Origin of the sequence: Curtobacterium sp. NPDC087082 (genome assembly GCF_044745045.1) — a bacterium.
Classification (GTDB): domain Bacteria; phylum Actinomycetota; class Actinomycetes; order Actinomycetales; family Microbacteriaceae; genus Curtobacterium.
The window spans coordinates 568,388-587,820 of the sequence record NZ_JBIUZN010000001.1; the positions used below are offsets into that span (position 1 = coordinate 568,388).

Annotated in this window: 21 protein-coding genes; 11 read left to right on the top strand and 10 right to left on the bottom strand. The window is 71.9% G+C overall.

The genetic code is table 11. The features are described 5' to 3' along the window. Positions 1–2 precede the first annotated feature (2 nt). Positions 3–602, top strand: a complete 600-nt coding sequence (locus ACIPEP_RS02695; protein WP_402716420.1) for a hypothetical protein — start codon at positions 3–5, stop codon at positions 600–602. 54 nt (positions 603–656) lie between these two features. Here the strand turns inward: ACIPEP_RS02695 and ACIPEP_RS02700 are convergent, their stop codons facing one another. The 6 genes from ACIPEP_RS02700 to ACIPEP_RS02725 all read right to left on the bottom strand — a co-directional run bounded on the left by ACIPEP_RS02700 (position 657) and on the right by ACIPEP_RS02725 (position 7,558). Then, positions 657–2,492, bottom strand: coding sequence for a thioredoxin domain-containing protein (locus tag ACIPEP_RS02700; protein WP_402716421.1), 1,836 nt, complete (start codon positions 2,490–2,492; stop codon positions 657–659). Between the two features lie 38 nt (positions 2,493–2,530). Then, positions 2,531–3,103 carry an ATPase gene (locus ACIPEP_RS02705; protein ID WP_402716422.1) on the bottom strand — a complete coding sequence of 191 codons (573 nt, stop codon included), beginning with the start codon at positions 3,101–3,103 and terminating at the stop codon, positions 2,531–2,533. A gap of 4 nt (positions 3,104–3,107) precedes the next feature. Then, entirely contained in the window at positions 3,108–4,175 is a 1,068-nt protein-coding gene (locus ACIPEP_RS02710) for an NAD-dependent epimerase/dehydratase family protein (protein ID WP_402716423.1), read from the bottom strand. A 136-nt stretch (positions 4,176–4,311) separates the two neighbouring features. After that, positions 4,312–5,193 (bottom strand): sulfurtransferase, encoded by an 882-nt coding sequence (locus ACIPEP_RS02715; RefSeq protein WP_402716424.1) that lies wholly within the window; start codon positions 5,191–5,193, stop codon positions 4,312–4,314. 83 nt (positions 5,194–5,276) lie between these two features. Next, the gene (locus ACIPEP_RS02720) at positions 5,277–5,837 is read right to left on the bottom strand and encodes an MOSC domain-containing protein (protein ID WP_402716425.1); all 561 of its coding nucleotides are present in this window, start codon (positions 5,835–5,837) and stop codon (positions 5,277–5,279) included. 179 nt (positions 5,838–6,016) lie between these two features. Continuing rightward, positions 6,017–7,558 carry an MFS transporter gene (locus ACIPEP_RS02725; RefSeq protein ID WP_309776680.1) on the bottom strand — a complete coding sequence of 514 codons (1,542 nt, stop codon included), beginning with the start codon at positions 7,556–7,558 and terminating at the stop codon, positions 6,017–6,019. A gap of 166 nt (positions 7,559–7,724) precedes the next feature. On the opposite strand from ACIPEP_RS02725, the gene ACIPEP_RS02730 reads away from it, so the two are divergent. Next, positions 7,725–8,372, top strand: a complete 648-nt coding sequence (locus tag ACIPEP_RS02730; RefSeq protein ID WP_071296070.1) for a TetR/AcrR family transcriptional regulator — start codon at positions 7,725–7,727, stop codon at positions 8,370–8,372. Between the two features lie 34 nt (positions 8,373–8,406). Here ACIPEP_RS02730 and ACIPEP_RS02735 read toward each other — a convergent pair whose 3' ends face one another. Beyond that, entirely contained in the window at positions 8,407–10,038 is a 1,632-nt protein-coding gene (locus ACIPEP_RS02735) for a dolichyl-phosphate-mannose--protein mannosyltransferase (RefSeq protein ID WP_402716426.1), read from the bottom strand. A gap of 65 nt (positions 10,039–10,103) precedes the next feature. On the opposite strand from ACIPEP_RS02735, the gene rsmI reads away from it, so the two are divergent. The 4 genes from rsmI (at position 10,104) to rsmA (ending at position 14,380) form a co-directional block, all read left to right on the top strand. Further along, positions 10,104–10,925 (top strand): 16S rRNA (cytidine(1402)-2'-O)-methyltransferase, encoded by an 822-nt coding sequence (gene rsmI, locus ACIPEP_RS02740; RefSeq protein ID WP_070418096.1) that lies wholly within the window; start codon positions 10,104–10,106, stop codon positions 10,923–10,925. A gap of 121 nt (positions 10,926–11,046) precedes the next feature. Next, entirely contained in the window at positions 11,047–12,624 is a 1,578-nt protein-coding gene (gene metG / locus ACIPEP_RS02745; protein WP_402716427.1) for a methionine--tRNA ligase, read from the top strand. Continuing rightward, a complete protein-coding gene (locus ACIPEP_RS02750) occupies positions 12,621–13,529 on the top strand; it encodes a TatD family hydrolase (RefSeq protein ID WP_402716428.1) in 909 nt (302 codons plus the stop codon). The genes metG and ACIPEP_RS02750 overlap by 4 nt, the downstream gene beginning before the upstream one ends. After that, the gene (gene rsmA / locus ACIPEP_RS02755; protein ID WP_402716429.1) at positions 13,529–14,380 is read left to right on the top strand and encodes a 16S rRNA (adenine(1518)-N(6)/adenine(1519)-N(6))-dimethyltransferase RsmA; all 852 of its coding nucleotides are present in this window, start codon (positions 13,529–13,531) and stop codon (positions 14,378–14,380) included. Before ACIPEP_RS02750 ends, rsmA begins: the two co-directional genes overlap by 1 nt. On the opposite strand, the gene ACIPEP_RS02760 is transcribed toward rsmA, so the two are convergent. Together ACIPEP_RS02760 and ACIPEP_RS02765 are read right to left on the bottom strand one after the other, a co-directional pair. Beyond that, on the bottom strand, positions 14,325–15,242 hold the full coding sequence (locus ACIPEP_RS02760; RefSeq protein WP_402716430.1) for a pentapeptide repeat-containing protein: 918 nt from the start codon (positions 15,240–15,242) through the stop codon (positions 14,325–14,327). The two genes, rsmA and ACIPEP_RS02760, sit on opposite strands and share 56 nt — an antisense overlap. Then, positions 15,242–15,712, bottom strand: a complete 471-nt coding sequence (locus ACIPEP_RS02765; protein WP_071296066.1) for a YbaK/EbsC family protein — start codon at positions 15,710–15,712, stop codon at positions 15,242–15,244. The genes ACIPEP_RS02760 and ACIPEP_RS02765 overlap by 1 nt, the downstream gene beginning before the upstream one ends. 127 nt (positions 15,713–15,839) lie before the next feature. Here ACIPEP_RS02765 and ACIPEP_RS02770 point away from each other — a divergent pair, with 127 nt between their 5' ends. The 4 genes from ACIPEP_RS02770 to ACIPEP_RS02785 are packed head-to-tail and all read left to right on the top strand — an operon-like array spanning position 15,840 to position 17,701. Next, entirely contained in the window at positions 15,840–16,064 is a 225-nt protein-coding gene (locus ACIPEP_RS02770) for a hypothetical protein (protein ID WP_139219788.1), read from the top strand. A gap of 4 nt (positions 16,065–16,068) precedes the next feature. Then, positions 16,069–16,602: a type II toxin-antitoxin system VapC family toxin gene (locus ACIPEP_RS02775; protein WP_402716431.1), complete on the top strand. Its 534-nt coding sequence runs from the start codon at positions 16,069–16,071 to the stop codon at positions 16,600–16,602. Between the two features lie 46 nt (positions 16,603–16,648). After that, a complete protein-coding gene (locus ACIPEP_RS02780; protein WP_402716432.1) occupies positions 16,649–17,188 on the top strand; it encodes a hypothetical protein in 540 nt (179 codons plus the stop codon). Between the two features lie 57 nt (positions 17,189–17,245). Beyond that, positions 17,246–17,701: a hypothetical protein gene (locus ACIPEP_RS02785; RefSeq protein ID WP_402716433.1), complete on the top strand. Its 456-nt coding sequence runs from the start codon at positions 17,246–17,248 to the stop codon at positions 17,699–17,701. Positions 17,702–17,725: 24 nt separating this feature from the next. On the opposite strand, the gene ACIPEP_RS02790 is transcribed toward ACIPEP_RS02785, so the two are convergent. Next, entirely contained in the window at positions 17,726–18,517 is a 792-nt protein-coding gene (locus ACIPEP_RS02790) for an SDR family oxidoreductase (protein ID WP_402716434.1), read from the bottom strand. Between the two features lie 53 nt (positions 18,518–18,570). On the opposite strand from ACIPEP_RS02790, the gene ACIPEP_RS02795 reads away from it, so the two are divergent. Further along, positions 18,571–19,413 (top strand): helix-turn-helix transcriptional regulator, encoded by an 843-nt coding sequence (locus ACIPEP_RS02795; RefSeq protein WP_071296062.1) that lies wholly within the window; start codon positions 18,571–18,573, stop codon positions 19,411–19,413. The last annotated feature ends 20 nt before the right edge of the window (positions 19,414–19,433 follow it).

The following is a 19,433-nucleotide window of genomic DNA, read 5'->3' on the forward strand; positions in this document are numbered from 1 at the left end:
CGGTGCACGTGTGGATCCGCCCGAGCGCGCGTGGTGCGGTGCGAGGAGCGGCAACCGCTCGGGAGCGGCCCTGGGATGCACTGGCCGCGGTCCGGACGCTCGACGCGGAACTGAGCACCGGCCGACGGTTCTGGGGTGGGACGGTCTCGGTCGCACTCGCGGTGCTCGGAGGCGCGGTGCTGTCCGGGGTCGGCGGCGCTCGGAGCGGTCCGGATGTCGTCGCAGTGGCGATCACTGCCTCGCTGCTACTGGGAGCGGCGCTCTGGGTGGGGATCGGAGTCCTCCGTGCACGGCACGCCATCGTCGAGGCGTTCGTCACGTGGTCGTCGATGTCGGCGCCGCTCGGCCCTTCGTCGGTCTTCACCGGGCAGCTCAGCGGGAAGAGCATCGCTCGTACGGCGCTCGCCGCCGTGCTCTTCATCGCCGCTGCGTTCAGCTGGTCGTCGGTCGCGGCCGGCCCGTGGGCGTCCGATGACTGGTCGTTCCGCCTGTCCGCCGTTGTGTGGGGTGTCGCCAGCACGGTCGCGATGCTCGCTGTCGTCGCGACCGAGGTCCGTGGGAACCTCGCTCGGACCGGGCGCATCGCCCGTGGCCGGCTCTGAGCGCCCCTGACTCCGCCGCTTCCGGGTGTCGCCGCCGGTCGGGCCGCGAGCTGGTCACGCGCTGAGCTGTGCCGTCAGCTCGTCGACCGACCGCGCGGGCAGGGCGCACACGCGGTCGTGGCAGACGTACCCGGCGGGGTCGAGTCCGTCGCGGGACTCGAAGAGCGTGAAGCCCGCGGCCGACCAGTCGGCCGCCTGCGCCGGGGTCACCGTGGCGACGACGGTCCCCGGACGCCGAGCGCCGCGGGCCGCCGCACGGATCGGGTCGTCCGGGTCCGACGCGACCACGACGACCTCGCGCGAGGGACGCTGCAGCGCGAGCGCGACCCCGAGGGCATCGGCGTGCCCGAGCGGCCGCTCCGTCCCGGTGACGGCCCGGTCGGCCACGAGCGACACCGCCGCCGCCCGGTACGACTCGTCGCCGGTCAGCGCGGCGAGCGTCGCGGCGGCCGCGGCGAGTGCGACCGTGCCGGAGCGCATGGCGGTCTGCGGCTGCTCGCCCGTGGCGGTGCCGGCTGCCGCGAGCACCGGATCGGCGTCGAACCGACCGGCCAGGCCGTCGTCGACCAGCGTGCGCGCGACGTCGGCGTAGGGGAGCTCCCCGGTGACGAGGGCGAGTTCGAGGAGTCCTTCGGCGAGGAGTCCCACGTCCTCGATGGTGGGCGCCGCCGTCGACGCGCCGCGCGGAGTGCTCGACCGCACCGACACGTGTCCGTCCGTGAGGTGTCCGGCGACGATCGCGTCGGTCGCACCCCGTGCGAGCGCGATCATCTCGGCGTCCCCGTGGCGGGCCCCGGCGATGGCGAGCCCCCGGATCGCCAGGCCGTTCCACCCGGTGAGCACCTGGTCGTCGAGCGGCGGGGGATCGAGCCGCCCACGCTCGTCGAGCGGGAGTCGGTACCACTCGCCCTCGACCCGCCGGCCGTCGATGGTGGACTCGCTGTCCTGCGCCGCGACGAACGCGCCGTCCGCACGCCGCAGCGTGTCCCGCAGGAAGTCGGCGATCCCCCGGGCCTGCTCCGCCCCGGCCACCGCGAGCACTCCCGCGTTGTCGTAGAGCATCCGCTCGTAGTGCGGCACCGACCAGTCGCGCTTGGTCGCGTACCGGAAGACCCCGCCGTCGGCGTCGGTCAGCTCGCTCGCGCGGATCGCGTGCAGGGAACGTTCGAGCAGTGCGGACGCCCGAGCGTCGCCGTCGGCGGCGACGTCCGACAGGAACTCGAGCAGCGGCGCGCTCGGGAACTTGGGGGCACCGCCGAAACCGCCGTAGGTGGTGTCCTCGGCCTGTGCCAGTTGGTCGACGACGGCTCGGACGTCGTCGACGCTCGGGAGGCGCGGCTCGTCCCCGCCACCGCCCGCGCCAGCGCGGGCGGTCCGGTCCGTCTCGGCCCCCTGCCGGATCGCCGCCGCGATCGCACTCGCGTTCGCGTCCACCTCGTGCCGGCGCTCGGTCCACGCGTCGAGCACCGCCGCCAGGATCTGCCGGAACGCCGGCACCTGCCCGACGGGCGACGGCGGGAAGTAGGTCCCCGCGAAGAACACGTGCCCGTCCGGTGTGAGGAACGTCGTCAGGGGCCAGCCGAGCTGCTGCGTGAAGGCACTCGCCGAGGCCATCAGGCTGGCGTCCACGTCCGGCCGTTCTTCGCGGTCGACCTTCACCGCGACGAAGTCCTGGCGGAGCAGCTCGCCGATGCCCGGGTCGGAGAAGCTCTCGCGCGCCATGACGTGGCACCAGTGGCACGTGGCGTAGCCGACCGACACGAGCACGGGGACGTCGCGCTCGCGGGCCTCGGCGAAGGCTTCCGGACCCCATTCACGCCAGTCCACCGGGTTGTCGGCGTGCTGGCGGAGGTACGGACTGACGGCGGAGCCGAGGCGGTTGTCGGTCATGCGTCCAGCCTGCCTCGACCGTCCTGGGTGCGCTGCCCTCAGTCGCGATCTGTGGACGGATCCGCGGTGTCCACAGGCAGCCGCAGACCGATCCAGCCCACGAGCGACGCGAGCTGCGCGGCCACGTCGGCCGGCGACCGGGAGTCGGTGTCCACCCGGGTGACGTCGCCTCGGACAGCCGAGTCGAGCCTCCTGGCCGTCCGTGTGCTGTGCGCCAGCTGCGCCTCGGGGAGGTGCCCGCCGGATCGACGGCGCAGCCGGTCGGCGGTCGTCGTGTCGCCGGCGCGGAGCAGCACGGCGGTCACGACGGGATCGTCGCCCATCGCCTCGGCCAACACGTCCCGCTCCAGCACCGACACGGTGTTCGTGTACACGAGCCGGTGGTGACCGAGTTCGCGGTACCGGGCCCACATCGCGGCGAGGTTCCGTTCGGCGAGGCGGGCCTCCGGGTGCTCGACGTGCGGCGCGGGGTGGGCGAGGTCGAGGAAGTCGCCCTCGATGACGGCGTGCCGGACGTCGGCGGCGACGAGCAGGTCGTGCAGTGCCTCCGCCGCGGTGGACTTGCCCACGCCGGACCTGCCCCCGATGAAGAGGACCTCGGAGCGGGGCACGGCGTCAGTCCCCGCTGAGCGACAGGAGGGCGAGGGCGGCGTCCTCGGGGCCGTAGTCGAACAGCCGGTCCCAGAACGGGTCGTCGGCCCACGGCACGTCGCTGCCGGCCGGGACCGCGTGCGCCGTCTCGACGAGCCAGTCGAGCTCCGGCCGGACCGCCGTCGCGAACACGGGCGGCTCCCACCCGAGGGAGCGTGCGGCGGTGGTGTCGAGGACGAACGGCGTCGGCGTGGTCCACGGGGTGGTGCCCACGAACGCGGGGGCGTCGGCGTCGAGCAGGACCTCGTCGAACGGGTGGTCGAGGTGGCCCGCGATGGTCCGGACGATCTCGAGCACGCTCGGCGCGGTGTCGTCGGCGACGTTGAGGATGCGGCGGTCCGGTGCGTCGGCGACGAGGCGGACGAGGGAACCGATGCCGCTGGCCGCCGTGGTGTGGTCGACGCTGCGGCCGTGATCGGCGAGGAGGATGCGCTCCCGACCGTCCAGCGCCCGCCGGACGACGAACCACTCGCGAGGCCGACCGATGCCGACGCCGTACACCTTCGAGGGCCGGACCACGGTGACCGGGGCGCCGTGGTCGAGCAGCACCTGTTCGGCGGCGACCTTGGCGGCGCCGTAGCCGTCGCGACCGGTGGGGTCGCCGTCGCCCGCCGCGACGGTCGGCTGCACCTCGGTCACCGCGCCGCCGAACACGGGCTTGTCGAGCAAGTTCGCGTGCCGACCCTGCTCGTCGGCGTACACGGCCTTCGACGACACGAACACGGTCGAGCCGACGTCGTCGAGGAAGGGCAGGAGCTGCCGGGCGTCGTCGCGGGTGAGGCCGACCGTGTCCACCAGCAGGTCGGCGCCGGGGCGGAGGAGGTCGCGGAGGACGGCGGTGTCGCGACGGTCGCCCGGGAGGAACGTCGCTCCCGCCGCGGTGAGTTCGTCGGCGACGGGGCCACCGCGGCGGGCGACCACGTCCACCTGCCAGTCGTCGCCGCCGCGTCCGGAGGCGTCGAGGAGCGCACGCGCGACGGCCGAACCGATCCCGCCGGTACCGCCGAGGACGACCGCGCGTCTGGTGCTCATGGGTCAACGGTAGTCGGCGCGGGCGTGGGGCCACCCGAGACGGCCGCCGGTGTCGGCCGCCGGTGGCGCCGGGGTCGGCCGCCGGTGTCGGCTGCCGGTGTCACCGGTGTCGGCCGCCGGTGTCACCGGCGTCGGGCTAGGAGGCCAGCGCCTCGGGCTCGCGCCGCCACCAGTCGAGCAGGGACCCGTCGTAGACCCGGACCTTCTCGTGGCCGAGCACCGTCAGCGCGAGGGCGTCGACGCACGCGGCACTGCCGACACCGCAGTACGTCACGATCTCGTCGGCGTCGAGCACCGATGCGAAGGCCTGCTCGAGGGCGGGACGGCGCAGGTAGGCGTTCGTCGCGGGGTCCACGAGCGTGTCCACGGGGATCGGTGTGCTGCCGGGGACGATCGGCGGGTGCTCGGCGCCGAGGGCGGACTCGGGCGCGGCGAACACCAGCGACGCGGGCTGCTCGCCCGAGACGGCACGGAGGACTCGTTCGTGGTCGGCCCAGAGCGGACGCTCCTCGCCCGCGAGGAAGGTCGTGGTCGCCGTCGCGTCGCCCACGTGCGACGCCGGCTTCGGCGCCGATCGGAGCGCACCGACTCGCACCGGGCGACCCTCGTCCCGCCACTTCGTGAAGCCCCCGTCGAGCACAGCGACGGAGTCGAAGCCGAACGAGCGGAAGATCCACCAGAGCCGCGCCGACCACTCGCCGACGCTGTCGTCGTAGACCACGACCGTCGAGGTGTTCGTCACGCCGAGGTCGCCGGCCGCGGACTCGAACCGCTCGGCACCGGGTCGGGTGAACGGGACGTCGGCGTCGGGCGTGGAGAACGCCTCGACGAGGTCGGCGTACCGGGCGCCCGGGACGTGTCCGCGCTGCTCGTAGGACTCCCGCGCCGTCTGCCACGTCGTCTCGAGACCGGTCCCCGCGGTGTGCACGGACGCGTCGAGCACGACGAGCTCGTCAGCACCGAGGTGGTCTGCGAGCCACTGCGTCGACACGAGCGGCGAGGTCAGGACGGGGGCCATGCCGGAAAGGGTAATCGGCACCCCTGACGTGTGCGAGGGAAACCGACACACGACGCAACCGGGCCGCGTCCCGCGGCGGATCGTCAGACCGGACGGAGCGGTTCCGGCGTGCCGGCGGGGACCTCGACGCGGATGCGGTCTCCGGGGCGGACCACCCCGCCGGTGACGACGACGGCCATCACACCACCCTTGCGCTCGACCGAGCCGTCCTCGGCGCGACCGAGCACGGCGCGCAGGAGCCCGGGCTCGAAGTCGTTGATCTGCTGGCACGGGTTCCGCAGGCCGGTCACGCGGACGCACGCGTCGTCGCCGAGGTGCAGGAGCGTGTCGGTCGGCAACCTGAGCAGGTCGACACCGCGGGTGGTGACGTTCTCGCCCATCTGGCCCGGAGCGACCTCGTACCCGGCCTCGGCGACCTCGTCGAAGAGTTCGGTGTGCAGCAGGTGGACCTGCCGCAGGTTCGGCTGCGAGGGGTCCCGCGCGACCCGGGACCGGTGCTGGACGGTGGTGCCGGCGTGTGCGTCGCCCTCGATGCCCCAGCCGGCGACGAGCACGATCTCGTCCACGACCGGCTTGCTGAACCGGTGGTCGGTGTCGCGGCTGACGGAGACGACGTCGGCGTGGTCTTCCTGGTGTTCGGTCACCCCTCGATCCTGGCGCGGATCGGGTCGGGGCGCGAGGGGGTCCCGCGCGGAGTGCGACGTTCCGCGAGTCGATCCGCCCGCGGGTTGTCGAAGACCGCGTGCAACCCAGGGCGAGCCCGCGCACACGAACGGCCCGCCCCGGAGAATCGGGACGGGCCGTACGTGTCGAGCGGGACGGGTCAGTGCGCCGCGGTCGGGATGCTGCCCGTCGTCGCCGCGCTGGCGTGCTCGAGCTTCGCGAGCCGAACCGACTGGCGGTTGATGAGGAGCCCACCGGCCAGGGCGACCAGGACGAGCACGCCCGCCGAGATGCCGAACGCCACGTGGTACCCGTCGAGCACGGCCTGCGCCTGCTGGAGCTTCGTCGGCGCCGCGGAGAGCCCCGAGAGACTGTTCGCCACGACGTCCGCGAAGATCGTCGACAGGAGCGCGGTGCCGATCGAGCCGCCGATCTGCTGCATCGTGTTCACCGTCGCCGAGGCCACGCCCGCGTCGGCACGGGCGACCCCGGTCGTCGCGGTGTTCATCGCGGACGAGAAGATCGTGCCCATGCCGAGGCCGATCACGATGAGCGCCGGCAGGACGGTGCCCGCGTAGGAGCTGTCGAGGTCCGTGCGGAGGAGCAGCAGCAGACCGATCGACGCGACGAGACCACCGGCGAAGATGAGCACCTTCGGCCCGACGCGGGGGAGCAGGCGACCGCCGATCTGCGTCGCCGAGATCATGATCGAGAGCGGCATCGGCAGGAACGCCAGACCCGTCTGCAGCGAGCTGAACCCGAGGGTCTGCTCGAGGTAGTAGGTCAGGAACAGGAAGATGCCGAACATGCCGATCGCCACCAGGCCGATCGCGATGAACGAGCCACCGCGGTCACGGTCGAGCACGACCCGGAGCGGGAGCAGCGGGTGCGCGACGCGGGTCTCGATGAAGACGAACGCCGCGATGAGCACCACGCCCGCGGCGAGCATGACGATCGTGAGCGGGGAGTCCCAGCCGTTGGTCTCGGCGTTGGAGAAGCCGTAGACGACGCCGACCAGGCCGGCGGTGATCGTGAGGACGCCGGCGACGTCGATGCGCGGGCGCTCGACCTTCGGCGGCTTCGCCATGAACACCAGGGCGCCGATCACGCCGAGCACCGCGAACACGACGTTCACGTAGAGGCACCAGCGCCACGACGCGTACTCGGTGAGCACGCCGCCGAGAAGGAGGCCGATCGCGGCACCGGAGCCGGCGATCGACCCGAAGATGCCGAACGCACGGCCGCGTTCCTTCGGGTCGCGGAAGGTCGTCGTCAGCATGCCCAGCGCGGAGGGGGCGAGGAGCGCGCCGAACACGCCCTGCAGTGCACGAGCGGCGACGAGCAGGCCGAACGAATCCGCCAGGCCGCCGAGCACGGACGCCACGGCGAAGCCGACGAGTCCGATGATGAAGGTGTTCTTCCGGCCGAAGAGGTCGCCGAGCCGCCCGCCGAGGAGCAGCAGCGACCCGAACGCGAGCGAGTACGCCGTGACGATCCACTGGCGTTGGTCGGTGCCGAAGTCGAGGTCGGCCTGGGCCGAGGGCAGGGCGATGTTGACGATCGTCGCGTCGAGCACGACCATCAGCTGCGCGAGGGCGATGACCGCCAGGGCGATCCAACGGTGGTTGCTCTTGTCGGGCGTGGAGCCGGAAGTCGTGGGTGCGGTCCCCGTGGGGGTCGGCACGGTCTGTTCTGCCGTCACGGCAGCCTCCTTCGAGAAGGTGGAGGGATGGTGGAGCACGCGCCGTCGGGCGCTCCGGGAGAGGGAGGGGTGAAGCGGATGCGATGCATCCGCTTGTGACCAGTGTAGACCGAAACGGAAGGTCCGCATCCGCTTATTCCCAGAAAGTTCAACTAGCGTCGAGGCCGTGAGCACCACCGACCTCGAGCGCCCCCTCCGCGCCGACGCAGCACGCAACCGCGAGCTGATCCTGCAGACGGCACGCAAGTGCTTCGCAGAACGCGGGTTGTCGGTCACGCTGAACGACATCGCGCACGAGGCCGGGGTCGGCGTCGGGACGGTCTACCGCCGCTTCGCCGACAAGGACTCCCTGATCGAGGCGCTGCTCGCCACCAAGTTCGAGGCGATGAACGACGCCGCGGCACGTGCGGCGGACGAGTCCGATCCGCGCGAGTCCCTGCGGGTGTACCTGATGGGCGTGTTCGAGTTCCGTGCACGCGACCGGGCCCTCGCCGACGCCATCGTGCGTGCCGGCAAGTCGCGTCCGTCGATCGTGCAGGAACGCGATCGACTCGAGACCCAGGTCTCCGAGATCATCCGCCGTGCGCGGGACGCCGGCGTCGTTCGGGTCGGGTTCGACTACCGCGACCTGCCGATGCTCACCTCGATGGTCGGCGCCGTCGCGGACACCACCCGCGCGCACGACCCGAACGCGTGGCGCCGCTACGCCGAGGTCCTCATCGAGGGCGTGCTCCCGGGCGAACGGGAAGCGCCCATGCTCGGCGACCCGCTCGACCGCGAATCGATCGAGCGAGCGCTGCACGCGCAGTCCTGACGGCGCACACGCGCAGTCCCGGCACCTCCGAGCACTACAACCAGCTCGGCACCCAGTAGTGGGACCGGACGAAGTCCCACGGCATCTGCATGCCGGTCCACATCGGGAACCAGTACGCCGACGCGAGCACCACGACCCCGAGGTACACGCCGACCCAGACGACCGCTCGGGTCCGGCGTGGCCGGAGATCGTCCCGTGAACCGAGCACCAACCCGATCGCCGCGGCGAGCGCCATCACCATGAAGGGCTCGAACGAGACCGTGTAGAACTGGAACACCGTTCGGTTCACGTAGAGCAGCCACGGCAGGTACCCCGCCGCGACGCCCATCAGGACGAAGGCGTACTCCCACCGGCGGCGCAGGATCCAGAGCACCAGCAGCGCCACGGTCGCGATGACCGCCGCGTACCAGATGAACGGGTTCGCGATGCCGGTGATGGCCTCCCCGCAGCGGGTCGCCGTGCAGCCGTCCTGGCCGGCGTTCGTGCCGACGTAGTACATCGACGTGGGCCGCTGCATGACCAGCCAGAGCAGTGGGTTCGCCTGGTACGAGTGCGGGGTGTGCAGGCCGATGTTGAAGCCGTAGATCTCGGACTGGTAGTGCCACCAGTTCTGCAGGCTGTCCGGTACCCACGACAGCACGCCGGTCCAGCGCTGCCCGCCCGTGGCGATCCAGTCGCGGTCCCAGCCGTCCTTCGACACGAACCACCCGGTCCACGACGCGACGTAGGTGACCGCCGCGATCGGCACCGTGAGCAGGAACGACGCCGGCCCCTGCTGCAGCCAGGCGCTCGAGGACCAGAACTCGATGCCGGCCCGCTTCCGCAGCATCATGTCGGTCAGCACGGAGTACACCGCGAAGAACGCGAGGAAGTACATGCCGGACCACTTCGTCGCGGTCGCGAGTCCGAGGGCCACCCCCATCGCGATCAGCCACGGACGCCACCAGAGCACCGGTCCCCAGAGCGTGTCGCGGCCGGCTGCCGTGCGCCGGGCGACCCAGGCGTCGAGCCGCTTGGACGTCCAGCGACGGTCGAGCAGCAGCGCGCCGAAGCCGAGCACCACGAAGAACGTCAGGATCCCGTCGAGCAGGCTCACACGGGACAGCACGATCGCCTGCCCGTCGATCGCGAGCAGGAAGCCGGCGAGGGTGCCGACCAGCGTCGATCGGAAGAGCGACCGGGCGATGACCGCCGTGAGGAACACGGTCGCGATGCCGAGCACCGCCACGGCGAACCGCCAGCCGAACGAGTTGTCCGCGCCGAACAGGAGCATCCCGAGGCCGATGAGGTACTTGCCGAGCGGCGGGTGCGCGATGAACTCCGCAGCGCTGGTGAACAGCGAGGTCTCACCGGACGCGAACCGCTGGTCCGTCGTCGGCTGGGAGCTGTCGGCGGGGTTGCCCGGCCAGGTGCCCTCGTACCCGAGGTGCACGATCGACCAGCCGTCCTTGACGTAGTACGTCTCGTCGAACACGAGCGAGTGCGGGTGCCCGAGGGCGACGAGCCGCAGCACCGCGGCCAGCAGCGTGACGGCGAGGGGCCCGGCCCAGCGCCAGACGGCGACGCGCCTGGCGGTCGAGAGCGTGCGCGCCCACCAGTCGTCGAGACGGGAGCCGACCGGCCCGTCGGGGACGGCGGTGCGGTCGTCGGTCAGCTCGCTGGTCATCGGAGAGCATCCTACGGATCGGCGCCATGTCCCCGCAGCCGCGCACAGGCGACCACAATGGTCCCGTGATCGTGCTCGCAGCAACGCCCATCGGCAACCTCGGAGACGCCTCCCGGAGGTTGGTCGAGACCCTCTCGAACGCGAGTGTGGTCGCCGCCGAGGACACCCGCACCGCGATCCACCTCATGCGGGCGCTCGGCATCGAGAACCGCCCGCGCCTCATCGCACTGCACGAGCACAACGAACGGGCGAAGGCGGCCGAGGTCGTCGAGCTCGCGCGGGACGAGGACGTCGTCGTCCTCACCGACGCCGGCATGCCCGCCATCAGCGACCCGGGCTTCCCCCTCGTCGAGGCCGCCGCGGCCGCCGGGGTCACGGTCACCGCGCTGCCGGGCCCCTCGGCGGTGCTCATGGCGCTCGCCGTGTCGGGGTTGCCGACGGACCGCTTCAGCTTCGAGGGGTTCCCGACACGGAAGGGCGGGGAACGTCGGCGGCTCTTCGCGTCGCTCGCCGGGGAGCAGCGGACGATGGTGTTCTTCGAGTCGCCGCACCGGTTGGGCGACACGCTCGCGGACATGGCCGCGGGCTTCGGGGACGACCGGCGCGCGGTCGTCTGCCGCGAGCTGACGAAGCTGCACGAGGAGGTCCGACGCGGGTCCCTCGCGGAGCTCGCGGCGTGGGCAGCTGACGGGGTGCGCGGTGAGATCTGCGTCGTCGTCGAGGGGTCGACCGGAGCGCTCGACGACACGACGATCGAGGACGGCGTCCGGCTCGTGCTGGAGCGGGTGGCCGCCGGGTCGCGTATGAAGGAGGCGGCCGCAGCCGTCGCGGACGCGACGGGGCTGTCGAAGCGCGACCTCTACGAGGGCGCGCTGGCGGCGCGGTAGACGCGAGCGTCACCGGACGGGAGGCGCGGTTCCGGACGCGCACCGCGCCTCCCGTCCGGTTCTCCACAGGTGGCGCGCGGGGCGCGTCATGCGGCTCCCGCCCGCCCGTAGGATGGTCCGCATGTCCGACGGGTCCTCGTTCAGCATCACCACGCCGATCTTCTACGTGAACGACGTGCCCCACATCGGGCACGCCTACACCGAGGTGGCCGCGGACGTCCTCGCGCGCTGGCACCGGCAGCGCGGCGACGACACGTGGCTGCTCACCGGCACCGACGAGCACGGGCAGAAGATCCTGCGGACGGCCTCGGCCAACGACGTCACGCCCAAGGAATGGGCCGACCGGCTCGTGACCGAGGCGTGGAAGCCGCTCCTCGACACCGTCGACGTGGCGAACGACGACTTCATCCGCACCACGGACGAGCGCCACGAGCGCGGCGTGACGGCGTTCCTGCAGAAGCTGTACGACGACGGCTACATCTACGCGGGCGAGTTCGAGGGCTTCTACTGCGTGGGCTGCGAGGAGTACAAGCAGCCGAGCGACCTCGTCCCCGGCACCGGTGCGTACGAGGGGCAGCAGGTCTGCGCGATCCACTCGATCCCGGTCGAGGTGCTGTCCGAGCGCAACTACTTCTTCCGCATGTCCGACTTCGAGCAGCGCCTTCTCGACCTGTACGAGTCGAACCCGCTGTTCATCCAGCCGGAGAGCGTCCGCAACGAGATCATCTCGTTCGTCAAGCAGGGTCTGCGCGACCTGTCGATCTCGCGGTCGAGCTTCGACTGGGGCATCCAGATCCCGTGGGACCACGACCACGTCCTCTACGTGTGGTTCGACGCACTGCTCAACTACGTCACGGCGCTCGGGTACGGCACCGACGACGACGAGGCCTTCCAGCGCCTCTGGCCGAGCGTGCACATCGTCGGCAAGGACATCGCCCGGTTCCACGCGGTGATCTGGCCGGCGATGCTCATGGCCGCCGGGCTGCCCGTCCCCGAGCGGGTGTTCGGCCACGGCTGGCTGCTCGTCGGCGGCGAGAAGATGTCGAAGTCGAAGCTGACCGGGATCGCGCCGTCGGAGATCACCGACACGTTCGGGTCCGACGCCTTCCGCTACTACTTCCTCCGCGCCATCACCTTCGGGCAGGACGGCAACTTCAGCTGGGAGGACATCTCCGCCCGCTACCAGGCCGAGCTCGCGAACGGCTTCGGCAACCTCGCCTCCCGACTCGTCGCGATGCTGCAGAAGTACTTCGACGGTGCGGTGCCCGAGCGTGGGTCGCTGACCTCGTCCGACGAAGCGATCGACGCGCTCGCGGTCTCCGTCACCGAGCGCGCCGACGCCGCCATCGCCGCGTTCGCCCCGCACGAGGCCATCGCCGCGGTGTGGGAGCTCGTCGACGCGCTGAACGGGTACATCACCGAGCAGCAGCCGTGGGCGCTGGCGAAGGACGACGCGCAGCGCGAGCGGCTCGGCACCGTCCTGACCACCGCGCTCCGTGGGCTCGGCACCGTCGCCGTCCTGCTCTCGCCGGTCATGCCGAAGGCGACCGAGAAGCTCTGGGCGTCGATCGGTGCCGGCGGATCGATCGCCGAGCAGCGGGTGGACCGTGCGTGGGAGTGGCAGGGTGCCTCGACCGTGGTCCCGCTCGAGTCCGGGTTGTTCCCGCGCATCGAGCAGTCGGAGCAGGGCGCAGCGTGACCGACGCCCACCTCCGCGCCCGTGGTGACGGCGACGGGTCCAAGCGGGACCTGACCTACCCGCCCCTGCCCGAGGCGCTCGTCGTCCCGGTCTACGACAACCACACCCACATGGAGATCGCCGACGGCGGCGACGGCGCGCTCGACTACCGGGAACACCTCGACCGCGCGTCGAGCGTCGGCGTCCGCGGTGTCGTGCAGGTCGGCACCGACCTGGCGACCTCGGAGTGGTCGGCGGCCATCGCTGCTCGTGAGCCCCGGGTCCTCGCAGCGGTGGCGCTGCACCCGAACGAGGCGCCGTCGCTGCAGGAACAGGGTCTGCTCGACGAGCACCTCGCCGGCATCGAACGGCTCGCGGCACTGCCCCGGGTCCGGGCGATCGGCGAGACCGGTCTCGACTTCTTCCGCACCGGCGAGGACGGCCGCGACGCCCAGGTCCGCTCGTTCGAGGAGCACATCCGCATCGCGAAGGCGCACGACCTCGCGCTGACGATCCACGACCGCGACGCGCACGACGCCGTGGTCGAGGTCCTCGACCGTGTCGGCGCTCCCGAGAAGACCGTGTTCCACTGCTTCTCCGGCGGTCCCGACCTCGCCCGGCTCTGCGCGGAGCGCGGCTGGTACATGTCGTTCGCCGGCACCGTGACCTTCAAGAACGCGGCCCCCCTGCGTTCCGCGCTCGAGGTCGCACCCCGTCACCTGATCATGGTCGAGACCGACGCCCCGTACCTCACGCCGACGCCGTTCCGCGGCCGCCCGAACGCGCCGTACCTCATCCCGCTCACCCTCCGGTCGATGGCCGAGACCCTCGGGACCGACGCCTCGATGCTCGCGGCACAGATCGCCTCGAACACCGAGCTCGTCTACGGCGCGTGGGACGCCGAGCCCGTGACGGTGGAGCAGTAGTGGCATCGCTCCTCGGCCCGGCGGAGATCCGGGACCTCGCGGCCCAGCTCGACGTCACGCCGACGAAGAAGCTCGGCCAGAACTTCGTGCACGACGCGAACACGGTCCGTCGCATCGTGGCGTCCGGTCGGGTCACCGCCGACTCGAAGGTGCTCGAGATCGGTCCCGGTCTCGGCTCGCTGACGCTCGGGTTGACCGAGACGGGCGCCTCCGTCACCGCGGTGGAGATCGACGGCCGGCTCGCCGCCCAGCTGCCGAACACGGTCGCCACGATGCAACCGGCGGCCCGGCTCGAGGTCATCCACCAGGACGCCCTCACCGTCGCCGCGACGGACCTGCCCGAGGCGCCCACGCACGTCGTCGCGAACCTGCCCTACAACGTCTCCGTCCCGGTGCTGCTCCACCTGCTCGCGACCTTCCCGTCGATCGAACGGGCGCTCGTCATGGTGCAGGCCGAGGTCGGCTACCGCATCGCCGCGGGCCCCGGAAGCAAGGTCTACGGAGCGCCGAGCGTGAAGGCCGCCTGGTACGGGTCGTGGTCGATCGCCGGACAGGTCAGCCGGCAGGTGTTCTGGCCGGTGCCGAACGTCGACAGTGTCCTCGTCGGGTTCGACCGGCACGACCCGCCCGGGGACGAAGCACTGCGGGCGCAGGTCTTCGCGCTCGTCGACGGGGCGTTCCAGCAGCGGCGGAAGATGCTCCGCCAGAGCCTCTCCGGTGTCCTCGGCAGCAGTGCCCGGGCGTCGGAACTCCTCACCGCCGGCGGGGTCGACCCGACGGCTCGGGGCGAGATGCTCAGCGCCGACGACTTCGTGCGCCTCGGCCGGACGGTCCTCGCCGCAGCGGAGTGACCCCGGCGGCCGCGTCCGCCGTCGTGCTCCAGTGCCCGGGGCGCTGGAACCCCTCCGGTAGGACCGTGGCCGCGTCACCCCGCGCCGCGTTGACCTGCATCTGCGTGAGGAACACCGCGCCACGGAGATCGGTGCCGCGCAGGTCCGCGTCGCGGAGGTCCACGCCGAGCAGATCGCAACGGTCCAACCGGGCGCCCCGCAGGTCCGCCGCGATGGCGAGCGACCCCCGCAGCGTCGCCCCGCGCAGGTCGGCCCCGCGCAGGTCCGCGCCGACGAGGTCCGTCCCCGGACCGACTCGCTGGTCGTGGGCACCGACCGGACCCTGCCGACGCGCGATCGCACTCGCCTCGAGCAGGAGCGGACGGGCACGGTCGTACTCCGCGTCGACGTCGAGGGTGGCGAGGTCCTCCGGCGTCCCGTCGCTCAGCAGGCGGACGCGCTCGAAGCCCGCGACCCAGGGGGTCTCGTCGTGTGTCGCTCGCACGAGGGTGATCGCCTCGTCGAGGTACCGCAGGAGGTCGTGGAGTCGTCGGACGATCGGGAACGTGGCGAACATGGACCGCTGCGTCTCGGGGTCCTCGCGCCACGAGCGGCCCGCGAAGGTGTGCCGGGAGACCTTCTGCCCTGCCCCCGAGCAGTCGAACACCGTGCAGCCGGAGAAGCCCCGCTCGCGCAGGTGCGGGTGGATCCGGCAGTCGTCCGCGTCGTCGAGGTTCGTGCACGGGTCGCCGGCGTCCTTGTCGAACGGGAAGTCCGCGGACTTCGCGAACGCCAGGGCGACGCAGCACAGGCCGAAGCAGTTCGCGCAGTCGGCGCCGAGGTCCTCTCGTCGCCCCAGCTCGACCCGCGTCCGCGTCGCCATCAGTGGTCGTTGACCCGGACGACCGTCCCACCGGTCAGCGACAGCAACTGCTCGAAGGTCAGGGGGAGCACGCTGTTCGCGGTCCCCGCGGCCGACCAGACCGTGTCGTACTCGCGGAGCGCCTCGTCGACCACCGTGCGGATCGGGGCCGGGTGCCCGACGGGGGAGACGCCGCCGATCGGCTGCCCGGTGATCTCGCGGACCTGCTTCGCGGTGGCCATGGTGAGCTCGGTCGCGTCGATCTGGGCGGCGAGCAGGTCGGTGTCGACCCGGTGCCGGCCGGACGTCATCGCGAGCAGGGGTTCCCCGTCGGCCAGGAACAGCAGGCTGCTCGCGATCGCTCCCGGTTCGGTGCCGAGCGCGGCGGCGGCCTGCGCGGCGCTGTGGGTCGAGTCGGGGAGTTCCCGGGCGGTCGCGTCGATGCCGGCTTCGGCGACGATGCGCTGGACGGTGGCGAGGCGGTCGTTCATCACCGTCCATCCTCGTGGGAAGCGGTGTCGAGCGCGAGCACCTGCCCCGAAGTCATGGAAATCCAACATGTTTGCAGACCGGCTCCGTGCCCGCCTAAGGTCGTCCCCACGAACCGAAGGAGACACCATGAGCGTCCAGTACCGACCGCCCGCCACCGACACCGCTCCGGCAGAGGTGCGTCACGGAGTCCGCGTGTTCACCGCGGCGGAGATGGCATCGATCCTCACACGAACGCCGCCGCGCGAAGGGACGCGGGAAGAGCGTCGAGCTCGGCTGCATCGCGCGCTGAACTCGTTCCAGGGTGAGGTCAGGCCCGCACCGGTCGAACACTTCCGACGCACCGCGGTCTGAGCCGGTGTTCGAGCCGCTCAGCCCGACGGCGTTCGGTGACCGCGGAGTGCTCTCCTACTCCACCTGCACCGCGCGTCCGGACCAGGTACTCCTCGACAGCAGTTTCATGCTGCGCGCCCTGAACCCCTCCGAGCCGGGTCACGTCGAGGCCGTCGCGTTCCTCGACCGCCTCGACCTGATGGACACCAAGATCCTCTACACCACGCTCCTCGAGCTCGACGTGTTCGACGCGGCGTTCGACATCGGCCAGGACGCCGCGGCCTCGTACATCGCGGCTTGGCAGGGCATGCTCGGGTCGATCTCGATGCACTGGGTGGGCGTGGACGAGGTCGCGTCCGATCTCCCGCTCCTGATGTCGACGTGGGGGCTCACCACCCGGGGAGCAGTTCAGGTCGCGACCGCGATCGCCGCCGAAGTCAGCGCCATCGTCACGTGCGACGTCGCGTTCGGCACCGTTCCGCGCGAGGAACTCCCGCTCCTCATCTCGCCTGACGGCGTCGATGCTGCGCGGCGACTGCGGTCCGGATCCGCGAGCTGACGAGATCACGAGCGTGAAGCGATCGCACCGCCCCTACGATGGCGGCATGACCGACGGGACGGTGCGATCGCACGCGCAGGGGATGGCCGCCGACAACGTGCTCGCGGCGACCGGTCGCACGCCGGACGACTGGTACGCCCGCATCGACGAGATCGACGGACGGACGATCGGGCACACCGCCATCGCCGCTTGGATCGTCGAACAGGGCGTCGAGCCGTGGTGGGCGCAGGGCGTCACGATCGGGTACGAGCAGGCGAGGGGCCTCCGGATCCCCGGGCAACGATCGGACGGCTCGTTCGCGGTGTCGGCGTCGCGCCAGGTGCCCGGGGAGCGCGAGACGGTGCTCGACGGGGTCGTGCCGGTCTGCACGACGGCGTTCGGGTTCGCCCCGACCTCGGAACGCCGGGGCGGGAAGCGGCCGTCGGCGCGGTGGACGTTCCCCGATCGCGAGTCGGTGCTGCTCACCACCGAGGACGGCTCCCGGGCGGGCACGGTCCGGATCGCCGTGCAGCGGGAACGGCTCACCGGACCGGAACGCATGCCCGACGCCAAGGCGGAACTCCAGGACCTGCTCGCGGCACTCTGAACCGGGGTCCTGAACGGGGCACGCGCGGATCGATCGGATGGCCCTAGGCTTCGACGGGTGTCTGCACCGCGTTCCCGTTCCGCACTCGTCCTCCTGCTCACGGCAGTGATCGCGGGGTGCGCCATTGTGGTCTTCGCCGTGCTCGCGCTCCTCCGGGATCCGTCCGACGACGCCGCGTGGGTGGCCGTCGTGCTGGGCGGGCTGTTCGTCGCGTGGGGGATCACGTTCGACCGCCTCCCCGACGATGACGATGACGATGACGGCGACGGCGACGGCGACCACCACGACCACAGCCACGGCCAGGGCTGGACGCCCCGCCGCCTCAACGCCGCCCTGTCGACCGGCCTGGCGATGACGGGCGCGTACGTCGTGATCCGCGCGCTCGGCCGCCCGGTCGACACGGCGCTGGTCGGGGCCCTCGCGTGGCCGGCCTGGCGACTCGTCAACCGGATCCTCGACGGCGTGATCCGACGGCGCGGAGCCCGCGGCGAGGCGGACGGCGCCACCGACTGAGCGAGACGGACGGCGAGCCGGTCGTCAGTGCCCCCGCGACGCCAGCGCCTCGATGAGCTGCTGCTGCGTCCCGTCCCGCTCCGACCACCGCAGCGGCAGCACGTTCTGCACCAGGATCTCTGGCGCGGCGCCGGCCTGCAGCAGCGACACCACCTCGTCGAGGAACGAGGACAGCGGCATCCCGCCGAAGTCGACGCCCTCGCCCATCAGGTCCGTGGCGACCGCCGGCGGCACGAGCTCGAGTACCGCGACGGGTGACCCGGTCAGCTGCTGGCGGAGCGACTGCGTGTACGAGTGCACCGCGGCCTTCGTGGCGCTGTAGGTCGGGGTCGCGGCGAGCGGTGTGTACGCCAGCCCCGACGACACGGTGACGATCGTCGACGCCGGACGACCGAGCAGGTGTGGCAGGAAGGCGTCGATGAGGCGGATGGTGCCGAGCAGGTTCGTCTCGACGGTGGCGACGGCGTCGGCCAGGTGTTCCGACGATCGCAGGTCCTCGGCGCGCATGATGCCCGACATCGTGACGAGGGCGTCGAGCGACGGGTAGGCGTCGATGACGGAGGCGGCCGCGGCGGTGATCGACGCCGGGTCGGTGACGTCGAGCTCGACGGTGCCGAAGCCGTATTCGTCGTGCAGTGAGTCGAGCAGGGCGCGACGTCGGCCGCCGATGACGACGGTGCTGCCCGCTGCCTGCAGGCGCTGGGCCAGCCCGAGGCCGATGCCCGAGGTCGCGCCGGGGATGAAGACGGTGGAGTTCGTGATGTCCATGACGACCACGATCCACCCGCCCGACCGCCCGAACCAGAGCGCCGTCATCGGGGGACCGCCGATCCCTGGCACGGTCGCCGGAGCCGGTGCACGATGAAGGCATGGACCGCCCCGGGCTCGCCGACTTCCTCCGCCGCCGCCGCGAACTGCTGCGCCCCGAGGACGTCGGACTCGGATCCGGGCAGCGCCGCCGCACGCCGGGCCTCCGGCGCGAGGAGGTCGCCGCGCTGGCGGGGATGTCCGCCGACTACTACACGCGCCTCGAGCAGCAGCGCGGACCGCAGCCGTCCGAGCAGATGGTCGCGGCGATCGCTCGGGCGCTCCGCTGCAGCCTCGACGAGCGCGACCACCTGTTCCGCCTCGCCGGGCACAACGCGCCCGCTCGGGTCCACCGTTCCGACCACGTCGACCCCGCGATCCTCCGGGTGCTCGACCGCCTCGAGGACACCCCGGCGATCGTGGTGAACGACCTGGGGGAGACCCTCGTCGAGAACCGGCTCGGGGCGGCGCTCCTCGGCACGACCACGGGGTTGCCGGGCAACGAGCGGTACCAGCCGTGGCGCTGGTTCATGACGGGCTACGAACGGGCGAAGTACGCGCCGGAGGAGCACGAGCGGCTCGCCCGGGCACAGGTCGCCGCACTCCGCGCAGCGGTCGGCGCCGCGGGACCGACGGACACCCGGGCAGCGGAGCTCATCGCCGACCTCGAGGCGAACAGCGCGGACTTCCGAGCGCTGTGGTCCCTGCACGAGGTGGCGAGCCGGTGGGAGGACCACAAGACGTTCGTCCACCCCGAGCTCGGTCGCATCACCGTGGACTGCCAGGTGCTCCACACGACGAGCCAGACGCAGGCGCTGCTGCTCTTCACGGCACCGACGGGCAGCGAGGACGCGCAGAAGCTCGAGCTCCTCGGCGTCGTCGGCCAGCAGACCTTCGCCCGCTGACGGAGTAAACCCGCGTCACA